At 71.3% G+C, this 15,446-nt stretch carries 18 protein-coding genes; 6 read left to right on the top strand and 12 right to left on the bottom strand.

Annotation, left to right across the window (positions count from 1 at the left end; translation table 11 throughout):
- Positions 1 to 21: 21 nt before the first annotated feature.
- Together ACZ7OO_RS25310 and ACZ7OO_RS25315 are read left to right on the top strand one after the other, a co-directional pair.
- A complete protein-coding gene (locus tag ACZ7OO_RS25310) occupies positions 22 to 768 on the top strand; it encodes an AzlC family ABC transporter permease (RefSeq protein WP_471507908.1) in 747 nt (248 codons plus the stop codon).
- Positions 765 to 1,073 (top strand): AzlD domain-containing protein, encoded by a 309-nt coding sequence (locus ACZ7OO_RS25315; RefSeq protein WP_471507910.1) that lies wholly within the window; start codon positions 765 to 767, stop codon positions 1,071 to 1,073. Before ACZ7OO_RS25310 ends, ACZ7OO_RS25315 begins: the two co-directional genes overlap by 4 nt.
- A 38-nt stretch (positions 1,074 to 1,111) precedes the next feature.
- Here the strand turns inward: ACZ7OO_RS25315 and ACZ7OO_RS25320 are convergent, their stop codons facing one another.
- Positions 1,112 to 2,056, bottom strand: coding sequence for a hypothetical protein (locus ACZ7OO_RS25320; RefSeq protein ID WP_471507912.1), 945 nt, complete (start codon positions 2,054 to 2,056; stop codon positions 1,112 to 1,114).
- Positions 2,057 to 2,136: 80 nt separating this feature from the next.
- Between ACZ7OO_RS25320 and ACZ7OO_RS25325 the strand changes: the two genes are divergently transcribed.
- Positions 2,137 to 2,331, top strand: a complete 195-nt coding sequence (locus ACZ7OO_RS25325) for a DUF3046 domain-containing protein (RefSeq protein ID WP_471507914.1) — start codon at positions 2,137 to 2,139, stop codon at positions 2,329 to 2,331.
- 60 nt (positions 2,332 to 2,391) lie between these two features.
- Positions 2,392 to 3,639: an AI-2E family transporter gene (locus ACZ7OO_RS25330; protein ID WP_471507915.1), complete on the top strand. Its 1,248-nt coding sequence runs from the start codon at positions 2,392 to 2,394 to the stop codon at positions 3,637 to 3,639.
- A gap of 147 nt (positions 3,640 to 3,786) precedes the next feature.
- On the opposite strand, the gene ACZ7OO_RS25335 is transcribed toward ACZ7OO_RS25330, so the two are convergent.
- From ACZ7OO_RS25335 to ACZ7OO_RS25350, 4 genes are all read right to left on the bottom strand, one after another.
- Positions 3,787 to 4,485, bottom strand: coding sequence for a hypothetical protein (locus ACZ7OO_RS25335; protein WP_471508270.1), 699 nt, complete (start codon positions 4,483 to 4,485; stop codon positions 3,787 to 3,789).
- Between the two features lie 193 nt (positions 4,486 to 4,678).
- Positions 4,679 to 5,839 carry an oxygenase MpaB family protein gene (locus ACZ7OO_RS25340; protein ID WP_471507917.1) on the bottom strand — a complete coding sequence of 387 codons (1,161 nt, stop codon included), beginning with the start codon at positions 5,837 to 5,839 and terminating at the stop codon, positions 4,679 to 4,681.
- A 61-nt stretch (positions 5,840 to 5,900) separates the two neighbouring features.
- Entirely contained in the window at positions 5,901 to 6,953 is a 1,053-nt protein-coding gene (locus ACZ7OO_RS25345; protein ID WP_471507919.1) for a polyprenyl synthetase family protein, read from the bottom strand.
- The gene (locus ACZ7OO_RS25350) at positions 6,946 to 7,221 is read right to left on the bottom strand and encodes a polyprenyl synthetase (protein ID WP_471507921.1); all 276 of its coding nucleotides are present in this window, start codon (positions 7,219 to 7,221) and stop codon (positions 6,946 to 6,948) included. The genes ACZ7OO_RS25345 and ACZ7OO_RS25350 overlap by 8 nt, the downstream gene beginning before the upstream one ends.
- 453 nt (positions 7,222 to 7,674) lie before the next feature.
- Here ACZ7OO_RS25350 and recA point away from each other — a divergent pair, with 453 nt between their 5' ends.
- Together recA and recX are read left to right on the top strand one after the other, a co-directional pair.
- Entirely contained in the window at positions 7,675 to 8,805 is a 1,131-nt protein-coding gene (recA, locus tag ACZ7OO_RS25355) for a recombinase RecA (protein WP_471507923.1), read from the top strand.
- A 4-nt stretch (positions 8,806 to 8,809) separates the two neighbouring features.
- The gene (gene recX, locus ACZ7OO_RS25360) at positions 8,810 to 9,739 is read left to right on the top strand and encodes a recombination regulator RecX (protein WP_471507925.1); all 930 of its coding nucleotides are present in this window, start codon (positions 8,810 to 8,812) and stop codon (positions 9,737 to 9,739) included.
- A gap of 89 nt (positions 9,740 to 9,828) precedes the next feature.
- Here recX and ACZ7OO_RS25365 read toward each other — a convergent pair whose 3' ends face one another.
- From ACZ7OO_RS25365 to ACZ7OO_RS25395, 7 genes are all read right to left on the bottom strand, one after another.
- Positions 9,829 to 10,230, bottom strand: coding sequence for a rhodanese-like domain-containing protein (locus tag ACZ7OO_RS25365; RefSeq protein WP_471507927.1), 402 nt, complete (start codon positions 10,228 to 10,230; stop codon positions 9,829 to 9,831).
- Positions 10,227 to 10,781 carry a cupin domain-containing protein gene (locus tag ACZ7OO_RS25370; protein ID WP_471507929.1) on the bottom strand — a complete coding sequence of 185 codons (555 nt, stop codon included), beginning with the start codon at positions 10,779 to 10,781 and terminating at the stop codon, positions 10,227 to 10,229. The genes ACZ7OO_RS25365 and ACZ7OO_RS25370 overlap by 4 nt, the downstream gene beginning before the upstream one ends.
- 73 nt (positions 10,782 to 10,854) lie before the next feature.
- The gene (locus tag ACZ7OO_RS25375; RefSeq protein ID WP_350779852.1) at positions 10,855 to 10,941 is read right to left on the bottom strand and encodes a putative leader peptide; all 87 of its coding nucleotides are present in this window, start codon (positions 10,939 to 10,941) and stop codon (positions 10,855 to 10,857) included.
- Positions 10,942 to 11,015: 74 nt separating this feature from the next.
- On the bottom strand, positions 11,016 to 12,632 hold the full coding sequence (locus ACZ7OO_RS25380; protein ID WP_471507931.1) for an FAD-dependent monooxygenase: 1,617 nt from the start codon (positions 12,630 to 12,632) through the stop codon (positions 11,016 to 11,018).
- A 235-nt stretch (positions 12,633 to 12,867) separates the two neighbouring features.
- Positions 12,868 to 13,770, bottom strand: coding sequence for an amino acid ABC transporter permease (locus ACZ7OO_RS25385; protein WP_471507933.1), 903 nt, complete (start codon positions 13,768 to 13,770; stop codon positions 12,868 to 12,870).
- Positions 13,767 to 14,432 carry an amino acid ABC transporter permease gene (locus ACZ7OO_RS25390; RefSeq protein WP_352224502.1) on the bottom strand — a complete coding sequence of 222 codons (666 nt, stop codon included), beginning with the start codon at positions 14,430 to 14,432 and terminating at the stop codon, positions 13,767 to 13,769. Before ACZ7OO_RS25390 ends, ACZ7OO_RS25385 begins: the two co-directional genes overlap by 4 nt.
- 151 nt (positions 14,433 to 14,583) lie before the next feature.
- Positions 14,584 to 15,423 carry a glutamate ABC transporter substrate-binding protein gene (locus ACZ7OO_RS25395; RefSeq protein ID WP_471507935.1) on the bottom strand — a complete coding sequence of 280 codons (840 nt, stop codon included), beginning with the start codon at positions 15,421 to 15,423 and terminating at the stop codon, positions 14,584 to 14,586.
- Between the last annotated feature and the right edge of the window lie 23 nt (positions 15,424 to 15,446).

A 15,446-nucleotide genomic window follows, 5' to 3' on the forward strand; every position in this document is an offset into this window, starting at 1 on the left:
GCCGCACGTAGCGTCCTGGGCGTGGCACAGCAGACAGCACTCGCAGACATACGCGGCGAAGGCGAGCCGAAACCTGACTCCGCCGTCGTCCGCGACGCCCTCGGGGTCGGCGTCGCCGTGGGACTCTCCGGGTTCGCCTTCGGGGTGACCTCGGCCGGCAGCGGGCTCGGCCTGCTCCAGACCTGCGCACTCAGCCTCCTGGTGTTCACCGGCGCCTCCCAGTTCGCCCTGGTCGGGGCGCTCGCGGCCGGCGGCAACCCGCTCACCGCGGCCGCCGGCGCCTTCTTCCTGGGGGTGCGCAACGCGTTCTACGGGCTGCGTATGTCGCAGGTGCTGGCCCTCCCGCGCGCGGTGCGGCCGCTGGCCGCCCAGTGGGTGATCGACGAGACCACCGCCGTGACCCTCGCCCAGCCGACGCGGCGCGCCGCGCGGATCGGCTTCACCGTCACCGGGCTCAGCCTGTACGTGCTGTGGAACCTCACCACCCTGCTCGGCGCGCTCGGCGCCAAGGCCGTCGGCGACACCGACGCGTGGGGCCTGGACGCGGCCGGGCCCGCCGTCTTCCTGGCGCTGCTCGCCCCCATGCTGAAGACCACGACCGACCGCGCGGTCGCCGCTCTCGCGGTGCTGCTGGGGCTCGGCCTGCTGCCCGTGCTGCCCGCCGGGGTGCCGGTCCTGGCAGCCGCGCTGGCGGCGCCGGCTGCCCTGTACGTCTCCGGCCGCCGGTCCGGCCGTACCCGCGACGACGCCCCCGAGGAGACCCGTTGAACGCCTGGATCGCGATCGCCGCGACCGTCCTCGGCTGCTACGCCGTCAAGCTCGCCGGACTGCTCGTGCCCGCGGGCGTCCTGGAGCGGCCGGTGGTGCGGCGGCTGGCCGCCCTGCTGCCGGTCGCGCTTCTCGCCGCCCTCACGGCCCAGCAGACGTTCGCCGACGGGCACACGCTGGTGCTGGACGCCCGCGCCGCGGGGCTCGGGGCGGCCGCCGTGGCACTGGTGCTGCGCGCGCCCTTCCTTGTCGTCGTCGGCGCGGCCGTGCTGGTGACGGCGGGGGTACGGGCCATGGGCGGCTGAGCGGGGCTCGGAGCGGCTGAGCGCGGCTGACAGATGCGTCACCCCACGAAGTGGCCGTACGCCTTGAGCGTGCGCAGGGCCTCGATCGTCACCATCGGGCGGCCCTCCAGGGCGGTGGTCGGCGCCCACTGGAGCCACCGGATCGGCCAGCCGCCGTCCTCCTGCTGCTCGGCGGCGAGGTGGTCCAGCGAGCGGGCCATCTCCTCGTCGGTGAACCACGCGCGCGCGAGCGAGTGCGGGGACTTCGCGAAGTCGTGCGGGAAGTGGCGCTCGCCCGGGGCGTACCCGGGCGCCACCGGGTACGCGTCCAGGTGTTCCGGGTCCAGCGCGGCCAGCCGGTGCTCGCGCACCAGTCTGCCCAGCCGGTCGGCGGCCGCCTCCGCGCGGGCGCGGTCGGGTGCCGCGTCCAGGAAGGCGACGGCGGCCTCGATCTCGTAGGGGTGCGACTTCTCCAGGGACGCCACGGCCTCCCAGCAGAAGTCGGTGGCCCGGAACAGCCAGGCGTGCCACACCTCGTTGCGGTGCAGCAGACCCACCACAGGACCGGTGGCGAGCAGCTCACTGGGCGGGTCATCGGTGATCGGGATGAACGGGGCGGCCGGATAGCCGCGCTGGCTCGGATGGATCGCCGGCAGGGCCCCGTCCGCCGTGGAGACGGACGTCAGGTAGCGACACACGCGCTCCACCCGCTGCCCGCCGCAGCGCCCGATGGCGTCCAGGACACGCAGCGCGTGCCCGGTGTGCAGCGGCTGGCTCACCGGCCCGCGCAGATCGGGCTCGAGAGCGTGGCCGTACCCGCCGTCCTCGTTGCGGTAGGCGTTCAGCGCCGTCTCCACCGGATCGGGACTGCCGCTCAGGAAGTGGTAGGCGAAGAGGCGCTGCTCCAGCACGCGCGCGGTGAGCCACATGAACTGTTCGGCGCGGAAGAGCGGGGAGTGCGCCGGGGGCGTAGGGGGGAGTGGGGAAGCTCCGGTTTCGGCCATGCGTCAGACCGTAGGACGGAAAGCGGTCTCCGCAAGCGGTCCCGGGCAGGGCCCACTCTCAGGGGCGGGATACTGGTGTCATGCGGTTGACGGTCTTCTGGCAGCGGATGACGGAGCACTTCGGTTCCGGGTACGCCGACACCTTCGCACGCGATCATGTGATGACGGAGCTCGGCGGACGCACGGTGCACCAGGCGCTGGACGCCGGCTGGGAGGCCAAGGAAGTGTGGCGCGTGGTCTGCAGGGTCATGAACGTTCCCGGGGAGAAGCGCTGAGCGTGCACAGAGATCGGACACGGGCCACGCGTTGTCAGTGCCGTCGGCGAGACTTGCACCGTGGCACTCACTGACGACGACGGGCGGACCGCCCAGGACGTATCCCCGGTCGACACGCCCGCCGGACCCCCGGCCGCCGGCGCCGCGCCGGCGGGCGCCCGCATGCCGCGCTGGCTGCCGCGCGCCATGGTGCTGGCGCTCGCCCTCGTCGCCGCCTTCCAGCTGGGCAGCTGGGCCTTCCACCAGCTCACCGGCCTGCTGATCAACATCCTCATCGCGTTCTTCCTGGCGCTCGCCATCGAGCCGGCGGTGAGCTGGATGGCCTCGCGCGGGATGCGCCGGGGGTTCGCGACCTTCCTGGTCTTCCTCGGCCTGGCCGTCGCCGCCGCGGGATTCGTCGCACTGCTCGGCTCGATGCTGGCCGGCCAGATCATCAAGATCGTCGAAGACTTCCCGAACTACCTGGATTCGGTCATCAACTGGGTCAACCACACCTTCCACACCGACGTGAAGCGGGTCGACGTCCAGGAGGGCCTGCTGCACTCCGACTGGCTGCGCAAGTACGCGCAGAACAGCGCGGCCGGTGTGCTCGATGTCTCCGGGCAGGTGCTCGGCGGCCTCTTCCAACTGCTGACGATCACGCTGTTCGCCTTCTACTTCGCCGCCGACGGCCCCCGGCTGCGCCGCACTCTGTGCTCCGTCCTGCCGCCCGCCCGTCAGGCCGAGGTGCTGCGTGCCTGGGAGATCGCGGTGGACAAGACCGGCGGCTATCTGTACTCGCGCGGTGTGATGGCGCTGATCTCCGGCATCGCCCACTACATCCTGCTGGAGGCCCTGGGCGTGCCGTACGCGCCTGTGCTCGGTGTCTGGGTGGGCCTGGTCTCGCAGTTCATCCCCACCATCGGCACCTATCTCGCGGGCGCGCTGCCGATGCTGCTCGCGTTCACCGTCAACCCCCTGTACGCGGTGTGGGTGCTGGTGTTCGTGGTGATCTACCAGCAGTTCGAGAACTACATGCTCCAGCCCAAGCTGACCTCCAAGTCCGTCGACATCCACCCGGCGGTCGCCTTCGGCTCGGTCATCGCGGGCACCGCGCTCCTCGGCGCCGTCGGCGCGCTGATCGCGATCCCGGCGGTCGCCACGCTCCAGGCGTTCCTGGGCGCCTATGTGAAGCGGTACGACGTCACGGACGACCCCCGGGTGCACGGGCACCGCAGACGCGGCGCGAGCGGCCCGGGGCTGCTCGCGCGCGCACGGCGGACGATATGGCAGCGGCCGGCCGAGGACTCACAAGAGGGCTCGGCCTGACGGCCGCCGCGGTCAGCGATGGCCGACCGTGATCAGCGACGGCCGACCGGGATCAGTGACGGCCGCAGCGGTCAGCGCTGGCCGCCGCGGTCAGCGACGGCCGCGGGGATCAGTCACCTTCACCTCGACCAGTGGCGTCCACCGCGATCAGTAGGTGAGCACCGCCCACACCCCGGCGACGGCCACGGCGGCCGCGTAGCAGCCCGCGGCCGTGGCCACGACTCGCCACCGGACCCGTTCGCTCCAGGAGGTGCGGGACAGCAGCCAGGCCAGCGCGGGCAGGACCAGCACCGCGTGCAGACTGACCCCGTGCAGCGGCTTCAGCGGGGCCGTCGAGTCGTACGCCGCCTCCTGGTGCCCGGTGCGGACGAGTACCACCCCGCGAGCGATCATCGCGGCCCCCGAGGCCAGCGCCACGAGCAGGACCGCGAACCCGGAGCGCACGGCGAGCGCCATGCCCACGGGACCGGCCGGCCGCCGCCGGAACGACACCACGGCGAAGACGGTGAGCAGCACCACCAGGACCCCGCCGCCCACCGCGAGCATCATCGACACCGCCGTGTCGAACGGCGTCTCCATGTCGAGGTGCGAGGGCACCCTGCGCCACGCCTGCAGGGTGATCCCGCCGACCTCCACCACACAGTCGGCGGCGAACACCAGGAGCAGTACGGTCCGCAGCCGCTCCCCGATCCTCAGATACGAGGTGACCCAGGTGACCGCGATCAGCGTCAGCCCGAAGGAGAGCCCGAACGTGACCGGCTTGCGCCAGGAGACCGGGCCGTACCAGGGGCCGCCGTCCACCGCGAACACCACCAGATGCACCAGGCCGGAGAGGACGAGGAGCATCCCCGTCACATGACAGAGACGCTCGGCGGGGCGGATCCCGCGCAGGGGGCTCGCCGGTGGATTCGGATGCGGACTTTCCAGGGAGGGCGCACTTTCCAGGGGGGAGGGCATGGGACCACCCTTCCGGGGGCCGTCCGCGTGGTCGTCGTCCGGCCGAAGACACCCGCCGTACGCCGTTGGGAGTAGGCGGGCGTCAGGAGACCGTGGCGGCCGGCGGGGTCCACCGCCGGGTGCGGGGCACAGTGCCCGAGAGGCCGTAGTCCTTCCTGAGGTGTTCGGGGATGGCGTAGTGCATGACGCGGCCACGGGTGAGGGAGGACAATTCGAAGACGGTGGTGAGATGGCCGAGGCGGCCCAGGGCCCAGGCGCCCAGCGGGGAGCGGTCCTCGATGGTCTCCAGGACGCCGAGGAGGTGCGGTACGGCCTTGACGGCGGTGTCCCAGGGGGTGCGCGGCACGTCCAGCCAGTCCGCGCAGGTGTCACCGACGAGGTGGCGGACGAGGGCCGGGACGATCGGGTCGAAGAAGGTGCCGGGGACGACCTCCTCGTAGAGCTCGATGAGCTGCCGGGTCAGCCGGCTGCCCTCCTCGGAGGGGCCCATGTACCGGATCATGTACAGGTCGAGGAAGCGGCGTGCCTCGTCGAGGGTCCTGGGGACGGCCTCCTGGTCGACGCCGAGCATGGCGCCGACCACCCGCCACGCGTAGTAGTAGGCCTCCGCGCCATCGGGGGACAGATGGATGCCCAGCCGGTGCAGGCTGTCGAGGACCAGCAGTGAGAAGAACATCTGCCCTCCGATCATGTCCTCCTGGCAGATCGGCGTGCCCAGCGCCTCGGTGTCCCAGCGGTTCTCGCGCTTGAGGTGATGCCGGATCGAGGCGTGCAGCAGGCGCACCTTCTGGGCGGCGGGAATGAAGCGGCCGCCGGCCTCGAAGGCGTCGGGCTGCATGAGATAGACGGTGAACTGGCCGGTCTCCGCCATGCGCTTCGAGGGATAGCTGAGCCCGTGCGTGGCCGACAGCAGCTTCGCCACGCGCGGGACGACATAACAGGCGGGCATGGAGGCGAAGGAGAGCGCGGTCGCGATGTGCACGTTGTTGTCGATGAAGAACAACCGTGCTTTCTCCATCTCGCCCCAGTCCACCCAGGACGGCGGGACCCGGGTGGCCTCCAGATACTCCCGCGCGACGTCGGGCAGCCTGTCCGGCAGGGGAGCGCCTGCGGTGGAGACATAGCGCATCAGGGTGTTGAACGTGCCCACCTCCCCGCGCTCGAAGAGTGCGGCGACCGTGGCGTCGGCGAGTTCGTCACCGGCGTGCCGCAGGGCGTCCATCGATGCCTCGGTGTGGGTCACGGCAGGGCTCCTAGTCTTGGCGGGTGTCTTCGCGGGTGTCGTCCGTGCCACCGGATGGGCGTCAGGACAGGCGGACCGCCGCCGAGTGGGCCAGCGCGGTCAGGGCGCCGGCGGCCGGGGCCGGCATGTGCAGTCCATGGAGGGCGTCGAGCGCTTCTGCGACCCGCGCGCCGATCATGTCCTCGATCCGGTCCGGCGCCCCGAGCCGGCGCATCACCTCGCGGACCGCGTCCAGACCCTCCGCGCCCAGGTCGCGCCTGCCGAGCAAGGTGCCGAGCCGCTCCCGGTCGTCGTGACGGGCGAGCCGCCAGGTCTCGGCGAGCAGCGCGGTGGGCCGGTGGCCGCGCACGTCGTCGGCGTTGGCCTTGCCGGTGCGCTCCGGCTCCCCGAACATGCCGAGCAGGTCGTCGCGCAGCTGGAACGCCTCGCCCAGCGGCAGCCCGTACGCGGAGTACCCCTCCCGCAGTCGCTCGCCGGCCCCCGCAAGGGCGCCGCCGATCAACAGGGGCTGCTCGACGGTGTACTTGGCAGTCTTGTAGCGGATCACCTTCAGCGAGGCCGTGGTGTCCGGACCGGTCCCGGTACGCAGGATCTCCAGGCACTCGCCCGCGATCAGCTCCCGGGCCAGCAGCGACCACAGGGGGCGGGCCCGGGCGAGATAGGCGGCGGGCAGACCGCAGGTCGCGAACAGCTGCCCGGCCAGCGACATCAGCAGATCGCCCACCAGCATCGCCAGCGACCGCGCGGTGCCGTCGGCGCCCGGGTGAGCCGGTACGGCGGTACGCAGGGCGATGTGTGCCGTGGGACGCCCGTGCCGCAGCGGGCTGTCGTCGATGAGGTCGTCGTGTACGACGGCGGCGGCGTGTACCAGCTCCATGGAGGCCGCCGCCCGCACCAGCGCGTCGCTGTCCGGCTGCCCCACCGCACGCCAGCCCCAGTAGCAGAACGCCGCCCGCAGCCGTTTGCCGTCCGCGACCGCCGCCTCCAGCTGCTCGGCCACCGGGCCCAGAAGCGGATCGATCGCCGCGAACAGGTCGGCCTCCTGGGCGACGAACCGGCGCAGCACCTCGTCGACGCGGATCTTGAAGGCGGCCGGATCCCACCGGTCAGTCATCGTCGGCGGTCCGCCTGGCGAGGGCGTGCCGGGCGAGGATCTCCAGATGGGCCGGGGGGACGGTCGCGTACCGGTCCAGGACCAGGCGTCCCCGTGCGGTGAGGTCCTGCTCGGCCTCCGCCGCCAGCGCGCCGGCGTCCGAGCGGCGCAGCAGCCCCCGTACCGTGCCGACGGCGGTGCCGAGTGTGCTCACGGCCAGATCGGCCAGGCCCGCCGCCAGCAGCACGGCCTGCTCGTCCAGGCCGCGTCGTCCCGTCTCATGTGTCATGCGCTCTCCCACCCACGGCACCCAGGGGCGCCGCTCACCGGCCGCCTCCTCGAGCATCGCGGCACGAGGGGAGCGGACATGCGGGAAACTCGCGATCGGATGAAGCCTCGCCCGACAGTGCGGATCGCCGCGGCGGGGTGCTCGGCCACCGCCTGGACAGCGCCCGGATACCGGCCGGAAGCCGCTCGGAGGTGGTCGGTGTGCGGTGGGTGAGTGCCGTGCGGGGAAGTACGGGAGTACCGAGTGGTGCGCTTGACACAAAAATCGAACATCCATTCTTATGGGGGCTTCGGCGAGGTTCTCGACGGGGACTCCAGTGGCAGTTCGACATGGTTTCGGCGGAGAAGTCCCCGAGTTGTCCACAGGCCGGACCGGCGTCGGGGCGCATTGTCAGTGGCAGGCGTTAGCGTCTTTGGCGTGAAGCGATCGACTCAAGCAAACCGGGTGGAACCCATGGCAGGTACCGACCGCGAGAAGGCTCTCGAAGCCGCCCTCGCACAGATTGAACGGCAGTTCGGCAAGGGCGCGGTCATGCGCATGGGTGACCGGACGAAGGAGCCCATCGAGGTCATCTCGACCGGGTCGACCGCGCTCGACGTGGCCCTCGGCGTCGGCGGCCTCCCGCGCGGCCGCGTCGTGGAGATCTACGGACCGGAGTCCTCCGGTAAGACGACCCTGACCCTGCACGCGGTGGCGAACGCGCAGAAGGCCGGCGGTCAGGTCGCGTTCGTGGACGCGGAGCACGCCCTCGACCCCGATTACGCGCAGAAGCTCGGCGTCGACATCGACAACCTGATCCTGTCCCAGCCGGACAACGGCGAGCAGGCCCTGGAGATCGTCGACATGCTGGTCCGCTCCGGCGCGCTCGACCTCATCGTCATCGACTCCGTCGCCGCGCTCGTCCCGCGCGCGGAGATCGAGGGCGAGATGGGCGACAGCCACGTCGGTCTGCAGGCCCGACTGATGAGCCAGGCGCTGCGGAAGATCACCAGCGCGCTCAACCAGTCCAAGACCACCGCGATCTTCATCAACCAGCTCCGCGAGAAGATCGGCGTGATGTTCGGCTCCCCGGAGACCACGACCGGTGGCCGGGCGCTGAAGTTCTACGCCTCGGTGCGGCTCGACATCCGCCGCATCGAGACGCTGAAGGACGGCACCGACGCGGTTGGCAACCGCACCCGCGTCAAGGTCGTCAAGAACAAGGTCGCGCCCCCCTTCAAGCAGGCCGAGTTCGACATCCTCTACGGCCAGGGCATCAGCCGTGAGGGCGGACTGATCGACATGGGCGTGGAGAACGGCTTCGTCCGCAAGGCCGGTGCCTGGTACACGTACGAGGGCGACCAGCTCGGCCAGGGCAAGGAGAACGCGCGCAACTTCCTCAAGGACAACCCCGACCTGGCCGACGAGATCGAGAAGAAGATCAAGGAGAAGCTGGGTGTCGGTGTCCGCCCGGAGGAGCCCGCCGCCGAGCCGGGCGCGGACGCGGCGGTCACCACCGCGGCCACGGACGACTCGGCGAAGACGGTACCCGCCCCGGCCGCCGCCAAGGTCACCAAGCCCAAGGCCGCCGCCGCCAAGAGCTGACACCGTGACACGACGAACCGACTGGGCCGACTACGAGTACACGTCCCCCGGTGCCCCACGGGGGAGGGGCACCGGGGACGACTCGGGCTCCACCGGGGACGGTGCCGGGGCCCGCGGCACCGGCGGCGACAGGTACGGAGGCGACGGCGAGGGACACCCGGCGGCACGCCGGCGCCGTCGGCAGGGGGGAGCGGCACGGGGGAGCGAGGGCTCATACGGGCGTGACGGCTCGTACGAGGACGACGGCCCGCCCGACTCGTACAGCACGTACGAGAACGGCACGCACGACGGCCCGGACGGGCCCCGCGGGCACGGATCACCCGGCCGTGGCTCGCGGAGGCCCGGGACGCGCCGTCGGCGTAGCTCCGGGGAGCCGTCAGGTGAGGACGGGGGTTCCTCCTCCTTGTCGAGGGCCGAGCAGGGGGAGCCTCCGGCGGACCCGGCCGAGCGGGCGCGGGCGATCTGTCTGCGCCTGCTCACCGGGAACCCGCGCACCCGGAAACAGCTCGCGGACGCCCTGCGCAAGCGGGAGATCCCGGACGACGTCGCCGAGGAGGTGCTGTCGCGGTTCGAGGAGGTCGGGCTGATCAACGACAGCGCGTTCGCGGACGCATGGGTGGAGTCCCGGCACCACGGCCGGGGGCTGGCCCGGCGCGCGCTCGCCCAGGAACTGCGGACCAAGGGAGTCGACTCGGCGCTCATCGACGAGGCCGTCGCCCAACTCGACTCCGAACAGGAGGAGGAGACGGCCCGCGAACTCGTCGCCCGAAAACTCCGCTCCACCCGGGGCCTCGACCGCGACAAACGCCTCCGCCGCCTCGCCGGCATGCTCGCCCGCAAGGGATACCCCGAGGGCATGGCCCTCAGGGTCGTCCGGCGAGCACTGGAGGAGGAGGGCGAGGACACGGAGTTCCTCGAGGGCGGGGACTTCTGACGGACGGGCAGATCTGACGGGGCAGATCTGACAGGCGGGCAGTCTGACGGGCGACTGTGGCGACGGCGCAGGACCAGGGACCGGTGTCGTCAGGGCGTGACCGGTAGACCCGCTGCCTTCCAGGCCTGGAAGCCGCCGATCAGGTCTGTCGCGCGGTGCAGGCCCAGCTGGTGGAGGGAGGCGGCGGCCAGGCTGGAGGCGTAGCCCTCGTTGCAGATCACGACGACCTGGAGGTCGTGGCCGGTGGCCTCGGGGGTCTTGTGGCTGCCCTGGGGGTCCAGGCGCCACTCCAGCTCGTTGCGCTCTATGACCAGGGCGCCCGGGATCACTCCGTCCCGATCGCGCAGCGCCGCGTACCGGATGTCCACCAGCAGGGCGTCTCCGGCCTGCGCCGCCTCGTACGCCTCGTGTGCCGCCACGCGCCGGTAGCCGGCCCGCACCCGGTCCAGCAACTCGTCGATGCCGACGGGGGGTTGTCCGGAGCCGCTCACTGCCAGTCCTCCGGGCGCTCGACCTGCTCCAGGCGCAGTACCGGTCCGCTGCGGCTGTAGCGGCGGATCCGCGGCAGCGGCGGGTAGTAGGCGTGGACGGAGATCGCGTGGTGCCCGGTGGAGTCGTTGAGCACCTCGTGGACATGGTCGCGACCGAAGGAGCGGCCCTTTCCGGCGGGCAGCCGACGCTCGCGGTCGACGTCCTCGGAGAGCTCCAGGGTCTTCCAGCCGTCGGTGGGCAGCCGGGTGGCGAGAGAGTTCTCCCGCAGCTCACCGGCGGCGGTGAGGAAGGCGCCGACCGACTCGGCGTGGTCGTGCCAGCCGGTGCCACTGCCGGGCGGCCAGCCGATCAGCCAGGCCTCGCTGCCGCCGGGGCCCTCAAGCCGTACCCAGGTGCGGCCCTCGGGGTCGAGCGGGAGCGAGGAGATCAGCTCGGTGTCGGCGGCCGTACGCCGGACGAAGTCGAGGAGGTCCGCCTGGGTGGGCGCGGCGCCGGGCGCGGAGGCGGACGGAGAGACGGGCGAGGACGGGGTGGAGAGAGAGGCAGACACGTGCACCGTTCCTGATGAAGGTTCGCCGAAGGGGGCGCAGACTGCGCCCGGAGAAGAAAGGAGAAAAGCGAAATCAGCAGGACGGAAGACACACGCAGCCCGCATAGCGGACCAGGTCGACATGGACCTTCCGCCACAGGCGCACAGTGGTGTCGTTCACGTTGCGGAGTACACCATGCCGGTGCAGACCGGTCAACTCACTGTCAGCATGTGGACTGCGCCGTCACCGTGCGTTCACCGCGCGCCGGAACCGGCCTGTGCCTCCGCCTCCGTCCGCTCCGTGTCCTTGCCGCCCAGCGTCGCCTCGGCGGCCGCGTACAGATCGGCCGGGCGGACCCCGTTGAGGGCGGTGACCAGATGGCCGTCGGGGCGCACGAGCAGCACGGAGTGCGCCGGTGCGCCCGGGTAGGCCTCGGCGACCAGCAGCTCGGCGGGGTGCGGCAGCGCGGTCACGGCCGCGGTGAGTCGGGGCATGATCCCGGCGGAGACCCAGTGCTTGCGGTCCCATACGCCCGTACCGGGTGCGATGAGTACGACGAGCAGCGCGCCGCGGCCGAGCCGTGAGCGCAGCTGTACGAAGGTGCCGTCCTCCGCGGTGACCCGGACGTCGGTGACCGGAGCCCCCGGCGGGGTGTCGACCGGGACCTCGTGCTCCAGGTGCCGGGGTGCGAGCGGGGAATCGGCGTAGGCCCCCGGCGCACCGAGCGGGCCGTGCCCCAGGTGACCTTCGGAGAGGAGCGCGTCATGTCCCCGGGCGGCGCCGGGCACGATCCCGCGCAGCCCGCCACCGCCGCGCAGCACCGGCAGCACCTGGTCGGCGGTGCGCAGCCGGGCGGCGACCACCGCCCGCCGCTCCGTCTGGTAGCTGTCCAGCAGAGCCTCGTGCGGACCGTGGTGCCAGGCCGGGGCCAGCTTCCAGGCGAGGTTGTCCACGTCCCGCAGGCCCTCCTCCAGGCCGTGCGTGCCGAACGCGCCGAGGAGATGCGCCGCGTCCCCGGCGACGAACACCCGGCCCACCCGCCACCGGCGGGCGAGACGGTGGTGGACCGTGTGCACCCCGGTGTCGAGCAGGTCGTACGGCGGTGTGGTGCCGCCCGTCCAGCCCGCGAGGGTCTCGCGGATCCGGTTCACCAGGAGCTCGGGCGTGACCAGGTCCTTGCCGGGCGGCAGCAGCCAGTCCAGGCGCCACACGCCGTCCGGGAGGGGGCGGGCGGTCACCTCCCCGGCCGAGGGCCCGGACGTCCGCCACGGCGGTGTCCGATGGAGCAACGCCTGACCGGGCCACGGAAGTTCCGCGCGCAGCGCGGCGACCGCGTGCCGCTCCACCGCCGTACGGCCGGGGAAGCGGATGTCCAGGAGCTTGCGCACGGTCGAGCGGGGGCCGTCGCAGCCCACCAGGTAACTGCCGCGCCACCAGGTGGCCTTGGGGCCGCGGGTGTGCGCGGTGACGCCGGAGCGTTCCTGCTCGACGGTGTCCAGACGGCTGTCCGTGGCGACCCTGATCAGCGGCTGGTCGACGATCGCGGCGCGCAGGGCGTTGGTGAGCGTGTGCTGGGCGATGTGCAGCGGGGACGGTTCGCCGGCGTCGTCGAAGACGACCTCGCGCATCACCTGCTTGCGACGCATCGAGCGCCAGCCGGTCCAGCGGGTGCCCAGCTCGTCCAGCGGCGCGCCGGACAGCCGTGCCAGCAGCGCGGCGGTGTCCTCGCGCAGCAGCACCGTGCGCGCCGGGCGCGGCTCGTCCTTGCCCGGGCCCTCGTCCAGGACGACGGACGGCACCTCCTGACGCGCCAGCGCCAGGGCGAGCGTGAGCCCGACGGGCCCCGCTCCGACGATGATCACCGGGTCCACGGCGCGGCGCCCCCTGCCCGTACGCAAGTCCCGACGGACACGGATGAACAGGTTGGTGGAGCAGGGTGCACGATCACAGAACGTATGCAACAGACTGGGCGCCACCCGGTCAAGCGGCGCACCCGGGGACACGTCAGCATGGCGGGCGCGCGGGCCCGGCACCGGCCCGGAAAACGGCGGAGGCAGCGGTCGTACGGCCGCTGCCTCCTTGGGTGTCGTCCGGGTTGACTCCGTGTCAGGCGGACGCTCCGGTGGCGAAGCCGCCGCCGACCTCGGCCGCGTTCAGATCGTCGACATCGTCGGCGCCCAGGACCGCGCCCGTGCCGCGCTTGCTGCGCCGCAGCCGGCGCTCCAGCCAGGACGCGAACGTGGTGAGGACCAGGTTCAGCAGGATGAAGATGATCGCCACGACGATGAAGCTGGGGATGACGTTGGCGTAGTTGGCGGCCAGCGTGCCACGGGCGTTGAGCAGATCGGTGAACTGCAGCATCACACCGCCCAGCGCTGTGTCCTTCACGATCACCACGAGCTGGCTGACGATGGCCGGCAGCATCACGGTGACCGCCTGCGGCAGCAGGATGCTCGTCATGGTCTGCCCCTTGCGCAGACCGATCGCGTACGCCGCCTCCGTCTGCCCCTTCGGCAGGGCCAGGACACCGGCGCGTACGACCTCGGCGAGCACCGAGGCGTTGTAGAGCACCAGGCCGGTGACGACCGCGTACAGGGGTCGTTCGTCGCTGCCTATGTTGGTGGAGCGGACGTAGAACTCCTGGGCGAACAGCATCAGCAGCAGGACCGGGATCGCGCGGAAGAACTCCACGACGGCGCCGGCCGGGATGCGTATCCACGTGTGGTCGGACATCCGGGCGATACCGAAGACCGCGCCCAGCGGAAGGGCGATGACCATGGAGAGGGCCGCGGCCTTGAGGGTGTTGCCGAGGCCCGGCAGCAGATACGTGGTCCACGCGTCGGAGGTGGTGAACGGCTGCCACAGGGACCACTTCAGCTGGCCCTTGTCGTCCATCTTCTGCCAGACCCACCAGAGCAGGAGGGCGAGGAGCAGGACGAAGACGACGGACAGGAGTACGTTGCGCCGCTTGGCGCGGGGCCCCGGGGTGTCGTACAGAACCGAGCTCATCGCTTCACCGCCAGGCGCTTGGCGAGCCAGCCGAGCAACAGGCCGGTCGGGAGGGTCAGGACCACGAAGCCGAAGGCGAAGACCGCGCCGATGGCGAGTGTCTGGGCCTCGTTCTCGATCATCGTCTTCATCAGGGTCGCGGCCTCGGCCACGCCGATCGCGGCCGCCACGGTGGTGTTCTTGGTCAGGGCGATCAGGACGTTGGCCAGCGGGCCGATCACCGCGCGGAAGGCCTGCGGCAGCACGATCAGCCGCAGGGTCTGCGAGAAGTTCAGCCCGATCGCGCGGGCCGCCTCGGCCTGTCCGACGGGCACGGTGTTGATGCCGGAACGGATGGCCTCGCAGACGAAGGCCGCGGTGTAGGCGATGAGACCGAGCACGGCCAGCCGGAAGCCCTGGATCTTGAAGTCGTGGGCGCCGAGGGTGACGCCGAAGATGTCGGCGAGGCCGAGTGAGGTGAAGATGACGATGACCGTCAGGGGGATGTTCCGGACGATGTTGACGTAGGCCGTGCCGAACCCGCGCATCAGCGGGACCGGGCTGACCCGCATCGCGGCCAGCAGGGTGCCCCAGACCAGGGAGCCCACGGCGGAGAAGACGGTCAGTTGCACCGTCGTCCAGAACGCCCCTAGGACGTCGTAGCCTTGAAGAAAGTCGAACACGATCTCCCGCGCTTCCGGGTGTGTGTGGCGTACGTGAAGGGCGTGGCGCGCCGCCGCCAGGGGAAGCGGTGGCGGCGGCGCGCCCGAGGAACCGTGCGACCTGCCGGGTCCCTGCGTCGGCGGAGTTCCGCGGGGCGCGCGGAACGGCGCCTTACTTGACGATCACGCCGATCTTCGGGGCGGGCTCGTTCTTGTAGTTCGCCGGGCCGAAGTTGGCGTCGACCGCCTTCTTCCAGGAGCCGTCGCTGACCATCTTCTCCAGCGCCGTGTTGATCTTGCCGAGGGTTGCGGAGTCGCCCTTCTTGACGCCGATGCCGTAGTTCTCGTTGCTCAGCTTCAGACCGGCGAGCTTGAACTGGCCCTTGTACTTGTCCTGCGCGGCGAAGCCCGCCAGGATCGAGTCGTCCGTGGTCACGGCGTCGACGGCACCGCTCTGCAGGCCGGCGATGCACTCCGAGTAGGTGCCGACCTCCTTGAGGTTGGCCTTCGGGGCGATCGTCTTCTGGACGTTCTGCGCCGAGGTCGAACCCGTCACGGAACACAGGTTCCTGCCGTTGAGGTCCGTGCCCTTGGCGATGTCCGAGTTGTTCTTGACCAGCAGGTCCTGGTGGGCCAGCAGGTAGGGGCCGGCGAAGTCCACCTTCTGCTTGCGCTCGTCGGTGATCGAGTAGGTGGCCGCGATGAACTTCACGTCACCGCGTGCGAGGGCGTTCTCGCGGTCGGCGCTCTTGGTCTGCACGAACTCGATCTGGTTCGGCTTGTAACCGAGCTGTCCGGCGACATACGTGGCCACGTCCACGTCGAAGCCCGAGAAGGAGCCGTCGGGCTTCTGGAGGCCGAGACCGGGCTGGTCGTACTTGATGCCGATCTTGATCTTGCCGCCGCCCGACGAACCGCTGCCGTCGTTCTTGCCGCTGCCGCCGCACGCCGTGGCGGACAGGGCGAGCGCGAGCACGGCGGCCGAGGCGGCGGTGACCTTGCGGAGCTGCATGATGAACATCCCTCGTTTTGGTG

It is taken from the genome of Streptomyces sp. NPDC111744 (assembly GCF_055634995.1).